The organism is Paenibacillus sp. 7516, from assembly GCF_002272715.1.
In the GTDB taxonomy this organism is placed as follows: domain Bacteria; phylum Bacillota; class Bacilli; order Paenibacillales; family Paenibacillaceae; genus Paenibacillus; species Paenibacillus illinoisensis_A.
Genome location: NZ_NPBI01000002.1, coordinates 283,741 through 306,756 on the forward strand (window position 1 = coordinate 283,741; position 23,016 = coordinate 306,756).

The window sequence follows — 23,016 nt, forward strand, 5'->3', positions numbered from 1 at the left end:
TAGAACATGGGGGATGTAGGGGTGAAGGAACATACGTTAGAAACGCCTCGCAAGGGGCGTGCCATCAAGGCGAGACAGCGCTGGAACATGCAACGGAATTGGTCCTTGCATTTGATGCTCGTACCAGCGGTTTTGCTGGCAATTGTATTTCAGTACATACCAATGGGCGGGATTGTGATTGCTTTCCAGGATTTTAAACCATACCTCGGATTTACCGAATCCAAATGGGTAGGTTGGGATAATTTCAAGTATTTATTCTTATACCCGGACGTAGGCCAGGTCATATGGAACACACTGGTGATTGCATTTTTCAAAATAATCGCAGGTTTAATTGCTCCATTCCTGTTTGCGATTTTGTTGAACGAAGTTCGTTTGAATGCCTTTAAAAGGGTCAGTCAAACACTGGTGTATCTTCCGCATTTTCTGTCATGGGTTATCCTGGGCGGAATATTGCTTGATATTCTTTCGCCGCAGGGCGGCATGGTGAACAAGCTGGTGGTTGCATTAGGCGGGGATCCGATCTTTTTCCTGGGGGATGGAACATGGTTTCGGATAACACTGATAGTTAGTGATGTCTGGAAAGAATTTGGTTTTGGCACGATTGTGTTTTTGGCTTCTCTGTCCGGTATTAACCCGGCACTGTACGAGGCTGCGGAAGTGGACGGTGCAAACCGGTTCAAACAAACACTGCACATTACGATTCCGGCCCTGATGCCGATCACGATCGTACTCATGACACTTTCCATCGGAAACATCTTGAATGCAGGATTCGATCAGGTGTTCAACCTGTACAATCCGCTCGTTTACGACAAAGGTGATATCATCGATACCTTCGTCTACCGTCTTGGTATCTTGAACGGCAAAATGAGCTTCGCAACGGCTGTAGGATTGTTCAAATCGGTCGTGGCAACCATTCTGATCGTTATCTCATATCGCATGGCTTACAAGTTGGCGAATTACCGCGTGTTCTAGTAGAGAGGAGAAAAGGGCTTGTATTACAAAACAAAAGGCTATCGAATATTCAGCGTTGCGAACTATATTTTTCTGGGCGTTTTATCACTGCTTTGCATTCTGCCTATTATTCATATTTTGGCCGTTTCGTTCAGCAGCATGGCACCGGCCTCAGCCAATCTTGTCGGCTTCTGGCCGATTGGCTTTACGACAGATGCATATGTCAAAACGTTCGGCAATTCAAATTTCATTAATTCCTTGCTGGTCTCGGTTAAACGAACAGTCATTGCTACGGTGATTGGTATGGTGATTATGCTTCTCACTGCATTTCCACTGTCGAAGGAAGATATTAATTTCAAAGGCCGTTCGATCTACACCTGGTTCTTTGTATTTACGATTTTGTTCAGCGGAGGTCTAATTCCAAGTTATATCTTGGTCCAGAAACTAGGACTGATGGATACGATCTGGGCACTGGTGCTGCCAGGTGCATTGTCCGTGTGGAATGTTATCCTGATGATGAACTTCTTCCGTGGTCTGCCTAAAGAGCTGGAGGAAGCAGCTTATCTGGATGGAGCAGGTCACATTAAAACCCTGGCACTGGTATATGTACCGCTATCCATGCCTGCGATTGCAACCTTGTCCTTGTTTACCATGGTAGGTCAGTGGAACTCTTGGTTCGATGGCATGATCTATATGTCCGATGTCAAAAATTACCCACTGGCTTCCTTGCTACAAACCATCATCGTGCAGCAAGACCTCAGTAAAATCAACGTGGACCCATCCATGCTGGAAAATGTTTCACAGCGTACGGTTCGCGCAGCACAGATTTTCATCGGGGCATTGCCGATTTTGGTCATATATCCATTCTTACAACGCTTTTTCGTTAAAGGTATCGTCATTGGGGCAGTAAAAGAGTAGTACTGCCCTGCAAGTACCACACATTCTAGGGAGGAATATGAGTGAAAAAAGGGTTGGCTTGTCTCGTAGCAGGAAGCATGATCGTTTCATTGGCAGCTCCGGCTACAGTCGGGGCAGAACAGATGAAGCAGCAAACGGTAACGGAGCAGGAGCAGGCGTCAAGCCTGCTTCGGGCACCGTACAAAGATTTGCAGGGACATTGGGCTGAAAATGCAGTGATGCGTATGCAGGATATGGCGCTCACTAAAGGTTATACGGACGGCACATTCAGACCGAGTGAACGTATCAGCCGTGCCGAATTTGTAGTAATGCTCGATCGGGTGTTCGGATTCGCTGGAGGCCCCGGCGCGGCGTCATACACAGACATTAGTGAAAAAGACTGGTACTATGATGCGATCACACGAGCAAGTGGATCTGGCATTATTCAGGGAACAGATGCAACACATCTGTCCCCCCAGCTTCCGATTACCCGGCAGGATGCTGTCGTAATGGCAGATCGTGCGTTTCAGTTATCGACAGGCAGTGAGAATAAATCGCTTGGTTCTGCGTTTAAAGACGACAAAGATGTAGCTGACTATGCTAGGAATGCGATGAACTACTTTGTAAACAATAAAATTGTAAACGGATACAACGGAAATCTTGCACCTGAATCCAACATTACGAGAGCAGAAGCTGCTATGATCATGTCCACATTAATAGCTGATATTAAAAGCAAACCAGGTACCTATGAATCCAAAGTAGAAGGTAATCTGATTGTCCGCTCAATCGATGTGACGCTGAAGAACACAACAGTTAATGGAAACTTGTTACTTACAGAAGCTATTGGAGAAGGTACAGTGAAGCTCGACGGAGTAACGGTCACTGGAAGTGTAATCGTGAAAGGCGGAGGAAACCACTCGATCGATATTCATAACTCTAAATTGAATCGAGTTGTGGTAGACAAAAACACCAGTCCGGTACATGTGAAGATCACAGGGACAACTCAAATTGAAAACATGTTTATTGAACAAAAGGCTACAGTTGAGTTGTCTGCTGAGAGTACGATTAATACATTAAAAGTAAGCAGCAAAGCCCGTAATACCATGATTGACAGCAAAGGTAAAATCAATCTGCTGGACGTAGATGCAGACAACGTATTGCTTAATGGGAAAGCGGTTGCACCAGGACAATACAAGGATAGCATTATGCCTGGGACAGGACAGTCCGAGCAACCAAACGCTGCTACACCAGGTACTTCTAACGGTGGCAACAATTCTAGTACAGGTGGGGGCGGCTCTTCCAATTCAGGCGGAACGACACCATCCGTACCGGGCAATCCTTCAGGTGAAAAACCGATTCCTGCAACGACGATTCCGGATGAGCAATGGCAGATGGTCTGGAATGATGAATTCAATGCGCCTTCCGTGGATGCATCCAAATGGACTGTTCAGGATACGGAGCTTGTGTACAACAATGAGTTGCAATATTACAGCCCGAATAACACACGTATTGTGAAAGATGGCAACCGCAATGTACTGCAGATTGAAGCAAAGCGGGAGCAGAAGGGCAGCAAAAATTATACTTCTGGTAAACTGATTACGAAAGAGAAGGGCGATTGGACGTACGGAAAAGTGGTCGTACGAGCGAAATTGCCCGCGCAGCAGGGCATGTGGCCTGCAATCTGGATGATGCCTACGGACGAAGCTCATTATGGAGGATGGCCTGCTTCTGGTGAGATCGACATTATGGAGTTGATTGGTGGTACAAACAAAGATCATGAAATATACAGTACGATCCATTACGATTCCCCAAAACCAGACGGTTCACACGGGCATGATCAAGGCAAGTTTAGCTTGCCACAAGGTGAATCGTTCGCAGATGATTATCATGATTTTCAGGTGGAATGGCTGCCTGGCATGATTCGTTTCTATGTTGACGGCAAACTGCATCATCAGGTAAATAACTGGGAGACGACTGCAGCGGGACAGCCGGAAAGCTACACTTTTCCTGCTCCGTTTGATCGTCCGTTCTATTTAATTCTGAATCTTGCCGTTGGGGGAGACTGGCCTGGATCGCCGGAAAGTGATTTTGTCTCTGAGAAGATGAGTGTTGATTTCGTTCGGGTTTACGAGTACAAGAAATTGAGCGAATGGCCGGACGTAACATCTAATCCGATCGAACCTGAATGGCAGCGAGAACCGCAAGCGGATGGAAACCAGATCTACAATGAACGCTTTTCTGAAGGTGTGGATTTAAATGGTGTACCAAACGAATGGAACTTCATCACGAATGCAGGCGGGGCTGGTAAGGTAGAGGTTATTGATGATGTGCAGAAGGGCAAGGCAGCGAAAGTAACGATCTCACAAGCCGGAACCGAAAGTTATTCCGTACAACTGACACAAATGCCGATGTATATGAAGAAAAATAGAAAATACAAGGTGCAGTTCGATGCCAAGGCATCTGCTGATCGTGTCATTCTTTCGAAAGTGACGCAGTTTGAAAAAAGCTGGACAAATTACTCCGACGATAAGAGCTTCTCATTAACTACAGATTGGCAACCGTATGAATACACCTTCAACATGCGGAATGGGGCAGACAACAATGCAAGGTTTGAATTCAATCTGGGATTGAATGAAGGGGAAGTTACGGTGACCAATGTGCGGTTGACGGATATCGGTGAAGCCGACTCTCTTCCGGTGGAACGCAAAGCACTGCCGGATGGAAACTATGTCTTTAATGGCACATTTGATCAAGGGAAGGATCGCCTCGGCTTCTGGTCCAAACAGGTTCAGTCTGATGCTGAAGCACTGATTACCGTGAACAACTTCCTGAAGTTTCCGATCATGGAACGGCAGCTCGTGGTCGACGTTCTACGAACGAATGGCCATCCTGATCAGGTGGCTGTGGTACAGCCGGGAATGAAGCTGGAAGCGGGCACAACCTATGGATTCTCTTTTGATGCAAAGGCAGATACGCCACGTACGATGGATTTGAGTTTGTCTACCGCAGAGGGGCATGATGTGCAGGTGAATCAAGGGCAGCAGATCCAACTTGGTCAGGAACTCAAGAATTATTCGGGTGAAATTGTGATTGGACAGAACGCAACGTCAGCAGCAACGGTAACAGCCGAACTGAAGCTTTTATTCGGCAGTTCCGAAGGGAAGGTCTACATCGACAATGTGAAGCTGACCAAACGAGGTAAGCCGGTAACAATCCATGGCTATACTCATATTCCTGCTACGGATGCATGGATGATGCAAGGTCTGCAGCTCGAAAATTCCGATGAAGGCGGCAAACATGTCAGCTATATGGACGAAGGTGATCTGCTGCAATTTAAAATCGATGCAGCAAATGATGGCGTATATGCATTCTCCACAAGGATGGCAAGTGCCAAAGCCGATTCAAAAGTCCGATTCAGTGTGCAGGATGAACAAGGCACAACGGTTGCAAGCTCCGAACTTCTGCTTGGAGATACGGGGGGATGGCAATCCTATAAGACGGTATATCTGCCAGCAGTTTCACTGAAAGCCGGAACATCGTATTATGTGAATTTTGAAGGAAACGAATATAATACACGTTGGTTGGACGTTTCACAGAATAAAGTAAGGAATGGCGAACTGACCGCAGATGGAACGGATTGGACGCTAATTCCCGACGTGCTCTCGGCTACGTATGGGAAAGACCATGGTATTAGTATTACGTTGCCGGCTGCAACCGACGATGGGTGGGATTCGTTTTTCCAGCAGGGTTCAATTGCTCTTGAGGCTGACAAAACTTATCGTCTGAGCTTTGATGCTTCAGCCTCTGCACCCAAATCAATACAGGCAGTGGTCTCGCAAGGTAATGGCGGCGAAGCCAAGTATATGGATGAAAAGGTAGATCTGACTGAAATTAAGCAGCCCTACACCTTCACATTTACAATGGGAGAAACAGCGGATGCGGCGGCCTTACTGAACTTAGGTCTTGGCAGACCGCTAGCGGAAGAGCACAGTGTATCCATTCAAAATGTGATGTTGTTCGAGGTGAACCCGGGTGCGGATCAGGGAGGACAGCCGGTACACGTCAATCTGATCCCGAATGGGGACTTTGCCAAAGGAATCGAAGGCTGGTTCAAATATGCAGCCGGTGTTGAATCTGACCTTGCGATTCATGTTGAGAATCAGCAGCTGCATGCTGTAATCGGTCAGGCGGGAACGAATCCGTGGGACCGGCAGGTTATTAATGAAGGTTTTGCAATGCAGCAGGGAACCAAGTATAAGCTGACGTTCAAGGCCAAAGCGGATAAAGCGCGCAAAATGGGGGTTGGTATCGGCTGGGTGGATGTTCCCGCTGGATACGCGTGGCATGGATTTTATGGACAGCAAGTGAGCTTATCCACGGAAGAACAAGAGTACACCTTCACATTCGATACAACCGAACCAAGCTATGCAAACAGCCGTATCGTATTTGATATGGGGAATATTACAGGTGCCGAAGACGGTAACACCACAATTACGTTGTCTGGTGTTAGCCTGACCAATCTTGGCCCGGTGCAGACAGCCGTAGCTGATTAAATCATCATTAATGGAAGATGGGTAAAAATGAAGAAGGCAGCCGGGTGAATCCCGCTGCCTTTTTGTCATGAATTCTTTCGGTTCTTAACCACCGTAAAGAGGTCAGCATTCAATTCATAATACATAGAGATAAAATCGCGAAAATGTTGAACTGAAGGAGACAATGATTTTTGTTTCGTCCAGGATAAACTAATCGGGTAGATCGCTGAATCATCAGCAATTTTTATATAGTGCAACCCCAGTTTTCTACATACGGAAACAGGTAACAAAGCAACTCCCTGATCAAGCTTGATGATTTCAAGCAGTGTGTGTGAATCCACTTCAAAGGCCTGATTGGGTACGAAGCCTGCTTTCCCGCAGAGCATGGTGGTAAAGTTGCTGTACTCCACATTATCGGCAAGAGATATGAAGGGTTCGTTTGCAACAAGATGTAACGAGATGTTTGTCTTTCCAGCGTACGGATGATGGGAAGGCACAACAAGAACAATATCCTCATTAACCAGTACACAACTCTCAATTTCCTCATCCTGGATCGGGTGACCCGTTATTCCTACATCGATGTCTCCTTTTTGCAAGCTTGTGATGATTTCGCTCTTCGTTCCAATACCTTGATGAATCTGGGTTTGCGGGTTGCTATGAATATATTCGCTAATCAGCCCGGTAAGGAATCTAGGATTCGTAATCGAAATTCGGATGATATTAGAAACGTGTTGTTCTTCCGATTGGATCTCCAGTTGAGCATTTTCAATTTCGTTAAAGATCCGATTAACATGCTTCAATAGAATTTTCCCTGACGAATTCAATTGAATGTTTCTGCCTTTTCGATCAAACAAGGTTGTACCGAGCTCATCCTCCAGTCTTTTGATCGTCAGGCTTAAGGAGGGCTGAGCAATATTCAGTTGTTGAGCTGCTTTGGAGATATGTTCGGTATAGGCAACGGTTTGAAAATATTTGAGCTGCAGCAATTCCATTCGTTTCGCACCCCTTATTTATTTCAATAAATATATATAGTAGTTATTATGTATTATATTAAATTTAATTATTAATGTAGAATTTTATTTGTGAGAGAGAAGAAAACATAACATAAAAGGTAGGTGTCCTTCATGAAAATCGATGTGAATAACATAGCCAAAAATCTGAATACACCCCTAACGGCACCGGCTTACCCCATGCCACCCTATAAATTTGTGAATCGGGAATACTTAAACATTATTTATCGAACGGATGAAAAAGCTCTGCGGGCAGCGGTGCCTGAACCACTGGAAATTACTGAACCGCTGGTTAAATTTGAAGTGATGTGGATGCCGGATGTCTCCGGATTAGGTGCATATACCGAAGCTGGGCAGGTTATCCCTGTGCGATTCAATGGTGAGGATGGTGACTATGTGCATTCAATGTACGTGGACAACTTTCCTGCGATTGCAAGTGGCAGAGAGCTTACGGCGTATCCCAAAAAGTTAGGTGCACCCAAACTATATATTGATTCAGATACACTTGTGGGTACGCTTGATTACGGAACGCTTCGTGTTGCAACTGCAACGATGGGATATAAGCATGTTCCGATGGATAAGGAACTCGCCAGAAATGAAATCTGCCGACCTAACTTTATGATGAAAATTGCTACGGATTACAGTGGGAATTTAAGAATATGTGATTTGATTCGAACTCAAATTACGGATATCGAAGTGAAGGAAGCATGGACGGGACCAGCACGACTTCAGCTTTTTGAACATGCACTCGCACCCCTTGCCGACTTACCAGTATTGGAAGTTGTTTCAGCTTCACATATCCTGACAGACCTGACCTTGAATGCAGCACAGCCTGTATATAACTATCTTGAGCAGAAATAAGGAGGAAATTATAATGAGAATCGCAATCTTAGGAGCAGGATCTCTAGGAACCATCGTAGGCGCATACCTGGCGGATGGCGGCATGGATGTGGAGTTAATTGATGCATATCAGGAGCATGTCGATGCCTTGAATCAAACGGGAGCTAAAGTGGTCGGTACAACGGAGTTTCATGCAAAAGTTAAAGCCATTACTCCTGACCAAAAATCTGGGACATATGATCTTGTACTGCTATTGACCAAACAATTATCCAACGATACCATCCTTCGGGAATTGCTTCCGTTCTTACATGAGGAGAGTATCGTGTGTTCCTTGCAGAACGGGATTCCTGAAGAGGACGTGGCTTCCATAGTGGGTGCAGCTCGCGTAATTGCCGGATCCGTTGAATTTGGTGCCACGTTCATGGAACCAGGTGTATCAAGCCTCACAACGGAGTACACACAATTCAAGAAGTATGCTTTTCAGATTGGCGAATTAAATGGAGAAACGTCCGATCGCATTCAGCGTGTAAAATCGGTTTTGGATCTGGTAGGTGGAACACACATTTCCGACAACTTAGTGGGTACTAAATGGTCCAAGCTGCTGATCAATAATGCCTTCAGTGGTCTGTCGGCGGCATTGAACGGAGAATACGGAGACATTCTGGATGATGAAGTCGGTATTGTGAGTGCTGTTCATATCGCGGACGAAACGATTAAGGTCGGACATGCGAACGGGATTGAATTTGTCAAAATGAACGGATTCGATATCGCCTCCCTTGAACTCCAAAATGAACAGGATATTCCTGAACGGATTAAAACGTTGAAATATGTGATGGAACCTTCCCGGCTGCTCAAAGCAAGCATGCTTCAAGATCTGGAGAAAAAGCGCAAAACCGAGATTGATTACATTAATGGAGTTGTTTCGAGCAAAGCGGAAGGTACAGGAATTGCGACACCGTATAATGACTTGGTTGTGAAGCTGGTCCAAGCTGCTGAAGAGACACAAACGGTTCCTGATTTTCAGACGAACATTGAAGAATTTAAACATCTGGTAGACAGACGTTAATTTGTTGAAATCAATGCCTTGCCTGATAGAGAATAGAATTCCATGAAAAGCCGCGATTTGCGGCTTTTTTTGTTATGTCTGTTCAACTCTAGTTAATTGAGAAAGGGTAATATCGTTAACTTTCAATTTACTTAGGGAGCGCACTCTCCTAACAAATCCCACTTATGATAAAACAATGTTTGTCAAAGTGGAGTAAGCAAAAATGGATTAGAAGGAGATGCGGGTTAAATTGAACAGAAGAAGGATTCTTCAGCGAAGTATTGCAATCGCTTTATTAAGCAGCATGATCTTGACAACCGGGATGCCTCTCACATCATTGCCAGCAGTTCATGCAGAAAGCATGCCGCAGGAAGACAGCCAGGAACAGACACAAGTCACTCAAGCTGTAAACGTTCAGGTAGACCACACCCCGGCGGATTGGATTTACGAAATGCAGGATTACACGGTTACTGCAACGGTATATGGCACCGACCAGTCATGGACCGGGCGTATCTCTTATTCGGTAGACGGTCAAATGCATACTCCGGTGGAACTTGTACCCTTAGAGCAGAATCCGGATACCTATGTGGGGAACATTCCTGGTGAGAATTTGATCGGCAGTGAGTTAGACTATGCCATTGACAGTATGGATAAGGAAGGAAAAATCATTCAATCGACAGGATACTCGGCGGCCATTCGGCCATCCACGTCTCTAATGCAGCAGTCCTCAGGACCTGATTTGCTGATTACCGAGATGGTACCAGACACGACCAATCTGCCTAACCTCAGTACGGATGCGTATGAGTTTGTTGAGGTGTATAACAACACGGATCAAGAGATTAATTTTAAAGACTATACTTTCTTCTACAATAATAAGGATACTTGGAAAACAGAAGAAGATGCGGACATCCTGATTCCTGCTCACAGTCCGGTCGTATTCTGGATTTTGAACGGAAGCAATAACGATCTTACGGCTGAGCAATTTAATCAAAATTATGGAACATCTCTGACCGAAGGAGAGCACTTATTCCGTATACAGGGTGGAGCTGGTATGGCGAATGGAAGTGCCAGGTCACTTGTGATCAAAAATCAAGCCAACGAGAGTATCGTTTCAGCAGCTTATGAACCGGCTCAGGTTAAAGCGAATATGGGGATATTCTTCAAACATCCGGCAGCTGGAAGCACTCAGATGAGTGTTATGGAGAATTCCGGGAAAATCTCAGCCACACCCGGATCCATTGATCCGGCACAGGCAGTTCCGCCAGTTGTGGAAGAAGGGTCCCAAATCGAAATTCTGCATACGGCTCCAACTGACGCCTTGGCCATTCAGGATGTTGAGATAAAGGCGCAGATCAAGAATCTGGGTACAAATGCAGATGGAAGCCAGCCTGCGGTCAAGCTATTGTACAAGACGCCTTCCCAGAACAGATACAGTGTTGCAGTCATGATGAATATAGTTGAAACAGATGAGTATACAGCAACAATTCCGGCGTCGGCACTTACCGAGCCCGAATTGCAATACCGGATACAAGCAGGCAGCATGGACAAGCCGTATTCGGCACAGGTTCAATTGAATGCATTCGATCCGGCTAAAGCACCAACGCTGCTTATTACTGAGCTTGTACCGAATACAACGAATGTACCGGGTACGTCTTCGGATGCTTATGAGTATATCGAGATATATAACAATACAGACCAACCGGTTAACTTTAAAAATTACAGCCTGTACTATCGTTATCCGGACAAAGGACCAAGCGCGGATGTGGAATGGGGGGCAGCTCATCCCGATTTTGTTATTCCTGCGCAGCAATCGGTTGTATTTTGGATCAAAAATAGCGTCAACACTGCTTATACCGAGGAAGATTTCAACCAATTTTATCAAACCAACCTCATCCCCAATATTACGCTGCACTCGATCCAGAGTGATGGCATGGCGAATTCTGGCCGCAGAGCGCTCGTAATCAAAACGAATACGGGCAAGGAAATCTCTTCTGCCTATTACGATGCTGATCAGACTTATGAAAATGGAACCAAAAGTGATGAAACGAAGGAAGATAAAGCGATCACTTACACCTATCCTAGAAACGGCAGCACAATGATGATCAAGTCAAGTTCTGGAGTCGAAACACCTTCGCCAGCCAGTATTTTGCCGGGACAAGTTCCTTCCGTACCCGTTCATATCGAGTTGGATGCCGTACCCCCAACGGTTCAGGACATGACAAATGTGACCGAGGCGGATCAATCGAACGGATTAGAGCTGATCGTTGATGCCAAAGATGACCGTGAGGTAACATCTGTAGAGGTATTCGTTCGTTCAGATAAACAGTCTGAATTTACGGCACATCGTTTGACAGAAGACTACGATGACATGATGTACCACTATAACATGTCACCCGCCGACCTCATCGGACGCAAAACCATGGAGTATTATTTCGTTGCTTCGGACGGTATTAACGAAACGAGAACTGAGCCTGCTGTTATATCCGTGACCGGAGGAGTAAGCGATGAACCGCTTCGACTGAATGTGAAGGAACTGGATACCATTCGCGGTATGCACACCATTAAAGGAACCTCGCAAGCTGTGGGGATGGACGTCAGGCTCAGTATTGACGGTGAAGTTCTGCCTGATGACAGTACTTATGCTGCGCTTGAGGATGATGCATATTTCGTATTTGAAGCCGTTAATGTCGATTATTATTTTAAAAACGCAGTAACCATGGGACCACCAGAGCTGGAGGACAAGTCGATTCTCTATACGTTCATGAACCCGATTACAAGCTATACGACATTATCCTTTCCTATTGATTCGGAACGTTTGCTTCAGGGTGATAATGTGATCTACATACGGGCTGGTTCCAAAACCTCGCCGTTTGATCAACGTCCGGAAGAGAACAAAGATGACTTTGAAGTCAAAAACGTCCGTTTGCTCTTGGCTGATGGGACTGAAATATGGGATCCTGCCTACGCCGAAAAAGAAAAACAGATTAAAATGGGTGATTCTGCCGGGAAAAGCGAATCAATCGGCTTCCATTTTGAGCTGAAATCGGAACATCTTACAGCTAAAGCCTATGCATGGGACACAACCCACACCTCGGACGGTGCTCATGAAGTAGCCGTAACGGATGGTTCAGAGCAGGTAACGGCCAAAGTGATGGTGGACAATACGGCACCTGACATTAAGCCAACCGTTGAAGATGGTAAGACATATCGCGGAGAATTCGTCATTGATGCCGAAATTGAGGATGCGATAGCTGGCGTGGACAAGGTTAGTGTGAAGCTGGATGACAAAGTAATTACTCTTCCGTTAAGAACCTCGTCGGGAGAGATGCAGGGCGGGAAGCATGTCCTGCATATTCAGGCAGCCGATAAGGTGGGTAACGTTGCGGAGAGAACGGTAAAGTTTGAAGTGCCCGATGAGAACCCGCTACCACCGGAATTGGTGGCGCCTAAGCAAAATCAAACCAATGTTGGCATAGACGCCAACCTGACAGTTAAAGTTCAGGACCCAAGCAGAGACGACATGAATGTAACCTTTTACAAAGGTTATAAATACGATGCAACCCGAGCCGAAGGTTTTGCAGGATACCTGAATACTTCCGTTACGGAGCCGCCTAGAGAAATGGTTCCTTCCGGAGAAAAGGACATGAATGCAGAGGATTACAAAAAAATTGCTGCGGTAGACGGAACATATCTCGTCAATGATTCGGTTGAGCAATTTCCTTACCAACGCTTCGAAGTGAAGCTTGATCCATCCGTGAAAAGTACAGATCGTGTTGAAATCGAATGGCAGGGCAAGTCGCTTGAAGGAAGGAAAGTAAGCTTGTATGCCTGGAGCATAAGCGAGCAAAAATGGAATCAGCTGGATCAGGTTATTGCCGGTACAGAGGACTTTGAATTAAAGGCTGTGGTACAGGCGGGTGATTATGAAAACGAAGATGTGATTCAGATTATGGTGCAGGACGAACTAGCGGAAACAGCTGCTGCTGCAGGCAATAAGCCTTCACCGGAATCACAGGACCCGTACGATTTTTCATTTGTTTGGATGTCGGATACGCAGTACTATTCCCAGAGCTATCCACTAATTTATCAAAACATCGTCAACTGGATCGCCGGGCAAAAAGAAAACATGAACATCAAGTACGTTATTCATACCGGGGATGTCGTCGATAAGGCAGACCAGGAATACCAGTGGATTGAAGCAGACAAAAACATGAAGGTACTTGAAGATGCTTCGATACCTTATGGAGTATTGGCAGGAAATCACGACGTGGGACATCAGGATAACGATTACGCGAAGTTCCAGCAGTATTTTGGAGCGAACCGGTTCATCAATAATGAGGTATTTAGTGGTTCATACGAGAATAACCGTGGACACTATGATTTGGTTTCAGCGAACGGCAATGATTTTGTCATTGTGTATATGGGATGGGGACTCGGTGAAAAAGAGATTGAGTGGATGAACGACATCGTTTCCAAGTACCCGGAACGTAAAGCAATTCTCTGTTTGCATGAGTATTTGCTCGTATCCAATAACCGTTCACCGATTGCGGATCAGATTTTTGAGAAGGTTGTTAAACCGAACAAAAACGTGATTGCTGCTCTTTCCGGGCACTATCACGATGCCGAGCTTAAGGTTGATCAGCTGGATGATAACGGAGATGGCATTCCTGACCGTAACGTCTATCAAATGCTGGCAGATTATCAAGGTGCTCCTGAAGGAGGACTTGGTTATATCCGGCTTATGCAGTTTGATATGGCAAACAACAAGCTCCATATCAAGACGTATTCACCTTATCTAGATGACTACAACTATTACGATCCAGAGACCGAACAAGGCAAAGATGAGTTTAGCCTGGATCTTGGTTTGGCACCAACAACAAAGCGAGTAGCCACGGATTATATCGGGGTTAAAGTTTACACAGATGAGAAAATCGGTTCAAAAACGAACGTAGCGAGTGGACGAGAAGCCTCTATGGTATGGAAGGGACTCTCTAACGAAAGCTACTATCAATGGTACGCCAAAGCTGAAGACCAGCATAGTGGAAGTGCTCTATCCGATATTTGGGGATTCTATACAGGGACCTCGGCTCCTGGGGGACAGACTCCGGGTAATGGAGGAGGCTCAGGTAACAGTAATCCGGCAGTTCCAGCAGATAATAATAGTGTGACGAAGCCAGCAGCACCGATCAGCAATGGTGAAATTACGCTTAATCCATCTTCGGATGGTACTTATCGTGCTGAAGCACAAGCGCTGGAGCAAGCCGCGAGTTCAGCGAGTGGGGGGAAAGTAGTCATTACACTTGCTGGCATACAAGAGCAGAACGATAACGGGGAGTTTGATGTATACCTACCTGCCAGTGCCGTGAAAAAGGTGAAAGCAGACGGCCTCTCCGTAGTAATCTCATCACCTGTATTAAAAGTCACGCTCCCGGCTGGATCCCTGCCGCAAGAATGGGGAGAGACAGACCAGCTGCTGCTGCGTTTCAGTACTGTATCTAACGATAGTGCGAAGCAGATATTGGATAACCATCTATTGGAGGAGCAGCATTACTCCCGCACGGAGTTAGTGCAATCGCTTCGTATGTTCCTCATTCATGGAGAGAACGAGACGGAGGTTACGAAGTTCGGCAGTCCGGTCGAGATTAATCGAATCTTGACGGCTGAACAGCAAAAACAGATTCAATCTGAATATGCAGGTGTATATCTGCTTGGGCAAGGAATGGAATATCAAGGCGGTCGCTTCGCAGGCGGATCGGTGACGTTTGAGGCGGAGCAACCAGGTTTGTACGCAATCCTGGAATATCATAAACCATTCAAGGATATGAAAGACTCCTGGGCTGAGCGTTACGTCCATACGTTGGCGGCAAAACATTTGATCCAGGGGATGGACAATGAGAACTACGGTCCTGCTCTGCAGGTAAGTCGAGGCGACTTCATTACCCTGATCATGCGTGCAGCAGGGCTGAATTCTTCGGGGAAAACCGAGGTATATGCCGATGTACCAGCCAATGCATATTATGCAGCAGCCGTTGCTCAGGCGACCGAACTTGGCATTGTACAAGGAAACGGTAATCTCTTCAGGCCGAAGGATTCGATCAGCCGCGAAGAGGCAGCCGTGATGTTGATGAAAGCTCAGCAAGTATTGTTTATGGAGAAGCAGGAATCGACGGTAAGAGCAGAATTCTCTGACCAAGGCCAGGTATCTGCTTGGGCTCAAGATGCTGTAGAGCATGTGAATGCGCTGGGACTGATGACAGGCAAAGCGAACCTTCGCTTTGATCCGAAAGGTAAAGTCACACGGGCAGAAATGGCTAAAATAGTGTATATGCTGATTCATGAATAAACATCTTGCAATGCAACTCGCACATGTAATTCACACAGAGGAAGTCGCCTGAATGGCGGCTTTTTTTGTTTTATCGGATAGTATTTTATATGTGCAGCCAATTTGCCTTGTGAAGCATGATGTTCGACATGACTCTCAACGGATAGCGAGCAGGAATAAACTTGCACTGGGAGAGTTGTTTTTGCAGGAGAGACAAATTCATAATTTGAAATTACATTAAGAAGCCAGAAAGATTGAATCGAGGGAAGCTTAAGATAGACAAGGAGTCGCGCGAGACGCGGCTTCTTGTTTTTTTAAACCCTTTAGGGTTAGGGTTGAAAATCCAGTGTTATTGTCATTTATGGCACGTGTTAATATTGTCCTGATTTGGTTAATACGGTATATTGAAAGTGGTTCATTTCCTATAATACAGGAGATTCCATTCATAAGAATCAGCAAAGTAAATGACTAGGAGGAATCAGACTACATGGAAGCAACTGAAAAGAGATGTCATGATTGTGGAGGAAATTCATTTGTACAAGCTTCAGACTTTATCAACCTCCGTCCGGTGGATAAGAAACTAGCGATTGGATCTGAAAAGGTGTATACCGTTTGTCTGAACTGCGGAGAAGTGGTATCGATCAAAGTGAAGAATCCTGAAAAGTTAAACCAATAGTTGTATCATTTCTTATTATTCTCTCATTAGGTTTTATGAAGATAAAGAAGAATAAGCCCTTCTTCGATTCCTGTCGGAAATAGAGAAGGGCTACTGGTGAGAGGCAGATTGTTATTTATGCTTCTTTAAAATATCAAATATGATCTCTGCATTATTGGTATTGTCGATCAGGCCGGAGAATCGATGACTTGCCGGACCGTAAGCGTAGACTGGCACGTCGTCTCCCGTATGTCCGCCTGTCGTCCAGCCAGTGAACGAGCGGTTATCAATAATGGCTTCGATGGCATTGTCGATCGTCGTGACATCTGCGTCTTTAGCTGCATTTTTAACCGATTGAATCTCCTCGGAAGTTAACTCAAGTTTGAGATAACTCTTAAGTGTTTCTTCCACGGAAGCCCCTTTAGCGATTTGAGCTGCCATGAAGTCAGGAGTGCGTACAGCTGCTTTGATCGGATCCACGAAAAAGTTATATTCTCCATCTTTCCCGAGCGTAAGTCCACCAGTGGAATGGTCGGCGGTTGCTACGACAAGTGTCTCTCCATCTTCTTTGGCAAAATCAATAGCCGCCTCGAATGCTGCAGCAAAATCCTCCATTTCGCTCATAGCACCAACGATGTCATTATCATGACCCGCCCAGTCGATCTGGCTTCCTTCAACCATGAGGAAAAACCCATTTTCGTTTGAGCTCAGGCGATCAATGGCTGAATTTGTCATCTCGGCCAGCGAAGGCGTTTCGCTAGTACGGTCAATCAACTTGTCCATACCTCCGTCAGCAAATAGTCCGAGAATCTGTTTATTTGTATCCTTGAGAAGGGCACTGCGATCCGTCACGTAGCTAAAACCGGCTTTTTCAAACTCATTGGTCAAGTCACGATCTTCACGTACAAAATTGGTTTTTCCTCCACCTAAAAGTACATCGACTTTGTGCGCCCCATTGATCAATTCATCATAATAATCATCTGCGATTGCATCCATGTTCTTCCGGCTTATATCATGAGCACCGAAGGCAGCAGGTGTGGCATGAGTGATCTCTGAGGTAGCTACAAGCCCGGTGGACTTTCCATTTTCCTTGGCTTGCTCCAAAACCGTTTTCACTTCAGTATGGTCATTATCGACAGCAATAGCTGCGTTATACGTTTTCACACCAGCAGACATTGCGGTCGCCGCGGAAGCCGAGTCCGTTACGTTTTGTGTGTCGTCATCCGGATAGGTCATTTGAGCGCCCACAAGATAAGGGTCAAATACCGTTTTCTCCATGATCTTAGTCGAAGGGTCATCCTTCATATAACGGTAAGCGGAAGTATAAGCCGTTCCCATGCCGTCACCGATGAGGAAGATGATATTCTTGATTTTTTTTGTCTCTACACTAACGGCTTGCACCGCGTGGGCTTGACCGGCAGACAAGACGGTAGAAGCGGCAAAGACCAGGCTGAGTGCAGCTGCAGGAAGTACTTTTTTGGATAATTTCACGTTAATTCCTCCTTTTAGTATTAAACATGAACATATGTATCTTTATTCATTTGTCGGTCAATATGAAGATTATCATTCGACTGTAAAAGAAGTCCCTGTCCTCTGTATTCGTTGTGTAAAATAATTACAAAAAAAGAGGACCTGCAAGTGCAGATCCCCAATTCATCCTATTATAAAAACGTTATTTAAAATAATCGTGTTATGCTCACAACAAATACGTTGACAAAGTATAGTGAGAATCCAAGCAGCATAACTCAGGCAATGACGGATACCACCGGATCATTATTTATTAATTTACTTGATAAGTAAGTTAATATCAAGAAATTATTAACAGGAGATGGAAGGAAGCGCTGCGGAGAAATGTTGCGAGGGTCATGCCTGAAGTATACTCATGATTTACTACCAAACCGGATGTAAATGGTTTATGATCAATTCATTACAATGACAAGCGGCGAGGGCAGAAGATGAAACAAGTAAAATGGATCGATAAAGTAAAAGCCATGGCGAGGGAGATCAAACGAAATGTATTCGTTTTGTACCTGGCGTACAAGGATCCTCGGGTATCTTGGTATGCAAAATTATTTGCGGTCGGCGTAGTAGCTTATGCCTTCAGTCCAATAGACCTGATCCCTGATTTTATACCTGTACTTGGGTATCTTGATGACCTGATTATAGTGCCCCTCGGCATTACAATAGCTTTGAAGCTGATTCCTCAAGAAGTCATCCGGGATTGCAGAGACAAAGCGGAGGAGATCCGAAAGAAAGGTAAACCCACGAATTGGATTACAGGAGGATTGTTTATCCTTGTGTGGATCGTCTTTGCCGTCTGGATTGGTTCGATCTGCTATAAACTTTTCACCTAAATGAAGAGGCCCACCTGAACCAGCAGATTCAGATGGGCTCTTTTTTTATAAAATATGAAGCAATCGATATGCTATTTGGAGTCGATGTGAAAGATGCCAATTTCGTTATAATGCTCCAGCTTATAGTCAATGGTACCAAGACTGCAGTTCAGCACATCCAGTTGTTTCAGTATATTTTGTCGATGCTGCTCCAGCATAACCTTTCGCTGTTCACTCGTGGAAGAACCCTCCAGGCATAACAGCATAAATGCTTTGATATCCTCCAGGGACATGCCACTGTCCTTCAGGCAGCGGACTAACTCCAGCCAGCAGATATCCATTTCGGAATATTGGCGGGTGCCGTATTCTGTCTTTTTCAACAAAGGCATTAAACCTGCCCTGTCATAGAAGCGTAACGTGGAAGGCGGTAATTGGGTGCGTTCCGCGACTTGTTTAATCGTAAATTCCAAACAAATCTTCCTTTCAAAAAAATCGATTGAATGGCTTGACTTAAACCTAAGTTTAACCACTATCCTAAGATTGTTCAATAGAGCGTTTTCAGGAGATAAGCTCTCATTTTAATATTCAATGAAGGAGTGATTGGGTTGAAGTACAGAAGACTGGGCAGAAGCGGATTGAAAGTGAGCGAAATCGGATTGGGGAGCTGGCTGACCTACGGATCGGCTACATCGGAGGAAGCTGCGCGTGCCTGCATGCATCAGGCATATGAACTAGGCATTAACTTTTTCGATACTTCCAATTCCTATCCCGGTGCGGAGCAGGTAATGGGCAGTACATTGAAGCAGTATCCACGCAGCAGTTACGTACTGGCTACAAAGCTCTTTTTCCCACAAGGACCGGGTCCAAACGATCGTGGATTGTCCCGCAAACATATTATGGAGCAGTGCGAAGCGAGCTTAAAGCGATTAGGTACCGATTATATTGATTTGTATCAATGTCACCGCTTTGATTCCGAAACACCAATTGATGAAACGCTGAGAGCTTTAGATGACTTGCAGGCACAGGGCAAAATATTGTATGCGGGTGTCAGCGAATGGACCGCAGCACAGATTGCGGAAGCCTCCGGGATCGGCAAACGCCTGAATCTGCGTCCAATCATATCCAATCAGCCGATTTACAACATGTTTGAACGTTATATCGAGAGAGAAGGTATTATTGAACAATGTGAGCAAGAAGGACTGGGACTTATCGTATTTTCTCCATTAGCACAAGGTGTGTTGACGGGCAAATACAAACCTGGACAGCAGATTCCAGAAGGAACAAGGGCTTCCAATGATCAGACCAATGGAGTTATCAACAGTTACTTACGTGAAGATGTGCTCCAATGTACTGCACAGCTGTCGGAACTGGCCAATGAGCTTGGGGCAACGTTATCCCAGTTTGCTCTGGCATGGATTCTGCGTCAGTCTGCTGTAAGTTCAGCAATCATCGGATCCAGTAGACCGGCACAAATTGAAGAAAACATCAAAGCGACCGAACTGGAACTACCTTCTGAGATCATCGAACGAACAGAGAAGATTCTATCGTCAATCAGCCATTTTGCACCACTGAGATAGATGTGAAAAATCGGTTATAGGTGGCAGACGACGTAGAAGATGGAGAGCTGAACAACAAACGTAGGGACTGAAAGTTTTTAGTAGAAATCAGAATGCTGACCATTTAGAAAAATGAAGGATGTAAAAGGCCCTGCCGTTTCTCAGCAGGGCCTTTTACATATCGTTTCAAGTAAAAAAATGGCGTTTCACTTATCTTTAGAGGTGAGTTTCCGGTTTATTGTTGCAATCGGTAGATGCAAGTCTAGGGAAAGTCAGTTTGATCATCGAACCTTCGCCAATACTGGACTCCACCATGATCGTGCCTTTGTGCGCCGCCACCACTGCGTAAGCGATGCTCATGCCGAGTCCCGCTCCATCGCTTCCCTCGTCGGTGTTGGTCCCTCGGTAATAACGATCGAAGAGACGGGACTGCGTCTCCTCGTCCATACCTACCCCATTGTCACGGACGATAATGAAGGCAAGCTCTCCTTCGCTTATAACGCTCAGTGTGATTTTCGTTCCTGGCGGGTTATGCTTGACAGCGTTGGAGATCAAGTTATCGAGCAAACGTTGGAACCATTTTGGATTGGCTAAAATACGAAGAGAAGCCGGGCTTTCTTCGAAATCGAAAACCACGTTTTTCAACGTTACATCGTTAACATAGCGTAGAACGGCACGTCGAACGAATTCATTAAGTTCAAGCGGCTCCAGCTTTTCTCCTGGCGTATGATTTTTAAGTTCAAACGTAAGGGAGAAGTCCTGTAACAGTTCCAACATATATGTACTCTTTTCGCGGATTGTGCCTCCAACCTCTCTCAGTTCATCCTCACTCCAGCTGAACTGTCCACTCTCTAACAGATGACCGTAACCCTGAACGGTTGTAAGTGGTGTACGTAGATCGTGGGAAATGCCGGTCATCCATTCTTCGCGAGATTGCTCGAGACGCAGGCGCTCATTACGGGCATAGGCTAATTTATCTGCCATTTCAGAGAAGCCCGCGATTACCTCATGGTACAGCTTATAACGGGCACGAAAACGGCCTTTTCTGCCAAAAATCTTCTTGCGCTCTTTCTCGGTAAAGACCTCCTCGTACTCGCCCCGGCCCATTCGCTCGAAACCCCTCATGAACAATAGCAGGGGACCGCCATACCGATAGCCGTGCCAGACAGCAAGCCCAAGGGACAGCAATAAAATCGCTAAGCCGATGGTAACCAACACGATGAGCATGGTACGTAATATCGGCTGGTTTGTTGATTCTGCTTCCTCTCGTGGACGTTCAATCAGCCATGTATATTGGGAAGCGGGGTCGTAATGATAGGAGACGTCAATCTTCGATTTGGCTGGTTGCTGGCTCATTTCAATCAGAGCGAGGGCCCCGTATGCCTCATGGCCTGAAGGGAGCCCGAAGCTCTGAACGATATGGCCGCTCTCGTTCAGAACAATAAGTGAAACTCCGATTGATTTCACTTCATTTTCTAATATTCTAGCCGCGGAGTCCGGTACCTTTCCATTCTCGGAGTAAAGTTTGTACCACTCTTCAAGCTTCGTTCCGTCCACGTCTTTCCGCCCGAGCAGATAGAGATTTCGGTCACCCAGTATCTCTTCGTATAAGGTTGTAACCTGGTATTCATTCAGTCTTCTAGTATCACTGATGCGTAGTAGATCAGCAGCAGAGTACTGCTCCGGCACGTCTTCAGGTACGTTTAGATTATAAACTTCCCGACCACTTTCGTTGACGATCTGGAGCCAATATCCCTTTTGCTCAAGCTGGCCGGGCCAGAAAGAAGGAAGCTCCACGCTGTCACCTTCGATCGTGGTCTCAATCACCAGTGAATCCAGCACATCTGAGGGAATGTCGGTCTTCAGCTGTTCGTTACTTATGTGATACATAATGGTGAATAAAGAAATTAATACGATGGCTAGAACCAACAGCCAAATGGTGAAGAACTGGATGGTAAAATGTAACCCCAAACGCCTCGTAAAGCGGCTATGTTTCTTTTTGGCTTGCTTTTTCATACGTTTTCGCCCTTCACCAGCTTATATCCGAGACCCCGAACAGTCAAAAGATAACGTGGTGAGCTCGGATCGGGCTCAATGCGTTCACGTATTTTGCGGACATGAACCATAACCGTATTATCGTCGCCGAGTCCGTCAAAGCCCCAGACTGATTCGTACAATTGGGATTTGGAGAAGACAATGTTTGGATTACGGCACAGGAACAGCAGCAGTTGGTAAGCTTGAGCAGGGCAGGGCATGTTTTGGTCGCCAACAAGCAGCTCGCCTGCCCGTTCATCAAGAATAAAACCGCCGAAATCATATCGTTGACGTGGATCCGCGTTAGGTGTGGCTAAGGATTGGACTGTTGATTCGGCAATTCCTCGTCTCAAGCGGGCTTTAATTCGGGCGGCTATCTCCAGGGGATTGAACGGCTTGGTAACATAATCGTCGCCACCTACAGCAAAGCCCGTCAGTCTATCCAGATCTGTTGCTCGAGCGGTCAAATAGATCAGATGTGCGTCAGATTGTGCCCGAATCTGCGGTCCAAGCTCAAAACCAGTGCGGTCAGGCAGCATCACGTCGAGAAGGATAATGTCAGCGCCATATTCCGCTAAAAGACGCATTCCTTCTTCCGCATTGTCTGCTGTATAGATATACTCGAAGCCTTCCTTGCGCAGTACGAACTCGATCATCTGCACGATGGCTTTTTCGTCGTCCACGATTAGAATTTTTGCAGAATTCATTGGGAATTTCCTCCTTGTCTTCATATTGCATTAGTCATTGTACCAGAGAAACCTTAACGATGCTTAAAGTAAGCAGGTTGTTTTCATGGCTGCGTTAAGGAAATGTTAAGGAAGACTTTAGCGCTCATTTAGGG

14 protein-coding genes are annotated in these 23,016 nt (G+C 45.7%); 9 read left to right on the forward strand and 5 right to left on the reverse strand.

Translation table 11 applies throughout. The features are described 5' to 3' along the window. Window positions 1-21: 21 nt before the first annotated feature. From CHI14_RS01315 to CHI14_RS01325, 3 genes are read left to right on the forward strand one after another with little or no spacing between them, the layout of a single operon-like run. Window positions 22-972 carry an ABC transporter permease gene (locus tag CHI14_RS01315; protein WP_373323151.1) on the forward strand — a complete coding sequence of 317 codons (951 nt, stop codon included), beginning with the start codon at window positions 22-24 and terminating at the stop codon, window positions 970-972. An 18-nt stretch (window positions 973-990) separates the two neighbouring features. Further along, window positions 991-1,869, forward strand: a complete 879-nt coding sequence (locus CHI14_RS01320) for a carbohydrate ABC transporter permease (protein ID WP_095286604.1) — start codon at window positions 991-993, stop codon at window positions 1,867-1,869. Window positions 1,870-1,910: 41 nt separating this feature from the next. Continuing rightward, window positions 1,911-6,401: a carbohydrate binding domain-containing protein gene (locus tag CHI14_RS01325; protein WP_095286605.1), complete on the forward strand. Its 4,491-nt coding sequence runs from the start codon at window positions 1,911-1,913 to the stop codon at window positions 6,399-6,401. Between the two features lie 65 nt (window positions 6,402-6,466). Here CHI14_RS01325 and CHI14_RS01330 read toward each other — a convergent pair whose 3' ends face one another. Then, a complete protein-coding gene (locus CHI14_RS01330; protein ID WP_095286606.1) occupies window positions 6,467-7,372 on the reverse strand; it encodes a LysR family transcriptional regulator in 906 nt (301 codons plus the stop codon). A gap of 132 nt (window positions 7,373-7,504) precedes the next feature. Here CHI14_RS01330 and CHI14_RS01335 point away from each other — a divergent pair, with 132 nt between their 5' ends. The 4 genes from CHI14_RS01335 to CHI14_RS01350 all read left to right on the forward strand — a co-directional run bounded on the left by CHI14_RS01335 (window position 7,505) and on the right by CHI14_RS01350 (window position 16,273). Then, the gene (locus CHI14_RS01335) at window positions 7,505-8,251 is read left to right on the forward strand and encodes an acetoacetate decarboxylase (RefSeq protein ID WP_095286607.1); all 747 of its coding nucleotides are present in this window, start codon (window positions 7,505-7,507) and stop codon (window positions 8,249-8,251) included. 13 nt (window positions 8,252-8,264) lie between these two features. After that, window positions 8,265-9,296, forward strand: a complete 1,032-nt coding sequence (locus tag CHI14_RS01340) for a ketopantoate reductase family protein (RefSeq protein ID WP_095286608.1) — start codon at window positions 8,265-8,267, stop codon at window positions 9,294-9,296. A 229-nt stretch (window positions 9,297-9,525) separates the two neighbouring features. Further along, window positions 9,526-15,618, forward strand: coding sequence for an S-layer homology domain-containing protein (locus CHI14_RS01345; RefSeq protein ID WP_170947974.1), 6,093 nt, complete (start codon window positions 9,526-9,528; stop codon window positions 15,616-15,618). 466 nt (window positions 15,619-16,084) lie between these two features. Further along, entirely contained in the window at window positions 16,085-16,273 is a 189-nt protein-coding gene (locus CHI14_RS01350; RefSeq protein WP_095286610.1) for a hypothetical protein, read from the forward strand. Between the two features lie 111 nt (window positions 16,274-16,384). Here CHI14_RS01350 and CHI14_RS01355 read toward each other — a convergent pair whose 3' ends face one another. Beyond that, window positions 16,385-17,743 carry an alkaline phosphatase gene (locus tag CHI14_RS01355; RefSeq protein ID WP_249280953.1) on the reverse strand — a complete coding sequence of 453 codons (1,359 nt, stop codon included), beginning with the start codon at window positions 17,741-17,743 and terminating at the stop codon, window positions 16,385-16,387. Between the two features lie 464 nt (window positions 17,744-18,207). Here CHI14_RS01355 and CHI14_RS01360 point away from each other — a divergent pair, with 464 nt between their 5' ends. Beyond that, the gene (locus CHI14_RS01360) at window positions 18,208-18,606 is read left to right on the forward strand and encodes a YkvA family protein (RefSeq protein WP_095286612.1); all 399 of its coding nucleotides are present in this window, start codon (window positions 18,208-18,210) and stop codon (window positions 18,604-18,606) included. 71 nt (window positions 18,607-18,677) lie between these two features. Here CHI14_RS01360 and CHI14_RS01365 read toward each other — a convergent pair whose 3' ends face one another. Continuing rightward, entirely contained in the window at window positions 18,678-19,055 is a 378-nt protein-coding gene (locus tag CHI14_RS01365) for a MerR family transcriptional regulator (protein WP_095286613.1), read from the reverse strand. Between the two features lie 135 nt (window positions 19,056-19,190). Between CHI14_RS01365 and CHI14_RS01370 the strand changes: the two genes are divergently transcribed. Continuing rightward, on the forward strand, window positions 19,191-20,162 hold the full coding sequence (locus CHI14_RS01370) for an aldo/keto reductase family protein (RefSeq protein WP_095286614.1): 972 nt from the start codon (window positions 19,191-19,193) through the stop codon (window positions 20,160-20,162). 195 nt (window positions 20,163-20,357) lie between these two features. Here the strand turns inward: CHI14_RS01370 and CHI14_RS01375 are convergent, their stop codons facing one another. Next, the gene (locus CHI14_RS01375) at window positions 20,358-22,157 is read right to left on the reverse strand and encodes a sensor histidine kinase (protein ID WP_095286615.1); all 1,800 of its coding nucleotides are present in this window, start codon (window positions 22,155-22,157) and stop codon (window positions 20,358-20,360) included. Continuing rightward, window positions 22,154-22,882: a response regulator transcription factor gene (locus CHI14_RS01380; RefSeq protein WP_095286616.1), complete on the reverse strand. Its 729-nt coding sequence runs from the start codon at window positions 22,880-22,882 to the stop codon at window positions 22,154-22,156. The genes CHI14_RS01375 and CHI14_RS01380 overlap by 4 nt, the downstream gene beginning before the upstream one ends. Window positions 22,883-23,016: the final 134 nt, after the last annotated feature.

Bases quoted from the DNA above. Each gene is read 5' to 3' on its own strand.
- CHI14_RS01330 (WP_095286606.1), bottom strand. From the start codon at position 7,372: ATGGAATTGCTGCAGCTCAAATATTTTCAAACCGTTGCCTATACCGAA.
- CHI14_RS01360 (WP_095286612.1), top strand. From the start codon at position 18,208: ATGAAACAAGTAAAATGGATCGATAAAGTAAAAGCCATGGCGAGGGAG.
- CHI14_RS01375 (WP_095286615.1), bottom strand. From the start codon at position 22,157: ATGAAAAAGCAAGCCAAAAAGAAACATAGCCGCTTTACGAGGCGTTTG.
- CHI14_RS01350 (WP_095286610.1), top strand. From the start codon at position 16,085: ATGGAAGCAACTGAAAAGAGATGTCATGATTGTGGAGGAAATTCATTT.
- CHI14_RS01340 (WP_095286608.1), top strand. From the start codon at position 8,265: ATGAGAATCGCAATCTTAGGAGCAGGATCTCTAGGAACCATCGTAGGC.
- CHI14_RS01380 (WP_095286616.1), bottom strand. From the start codon at position 22,882: ATGAATTCTGCAAAAATTCTAATCGTGGACGACGAAAAAGCCATCGTG.
- CHI14_RS01335 (WP_095286607.1), top strand. From the start codon at position 7,505: ATGAAAATCGATGTGAATAACATAGCCAAAAATCTGAATACACCCCTA.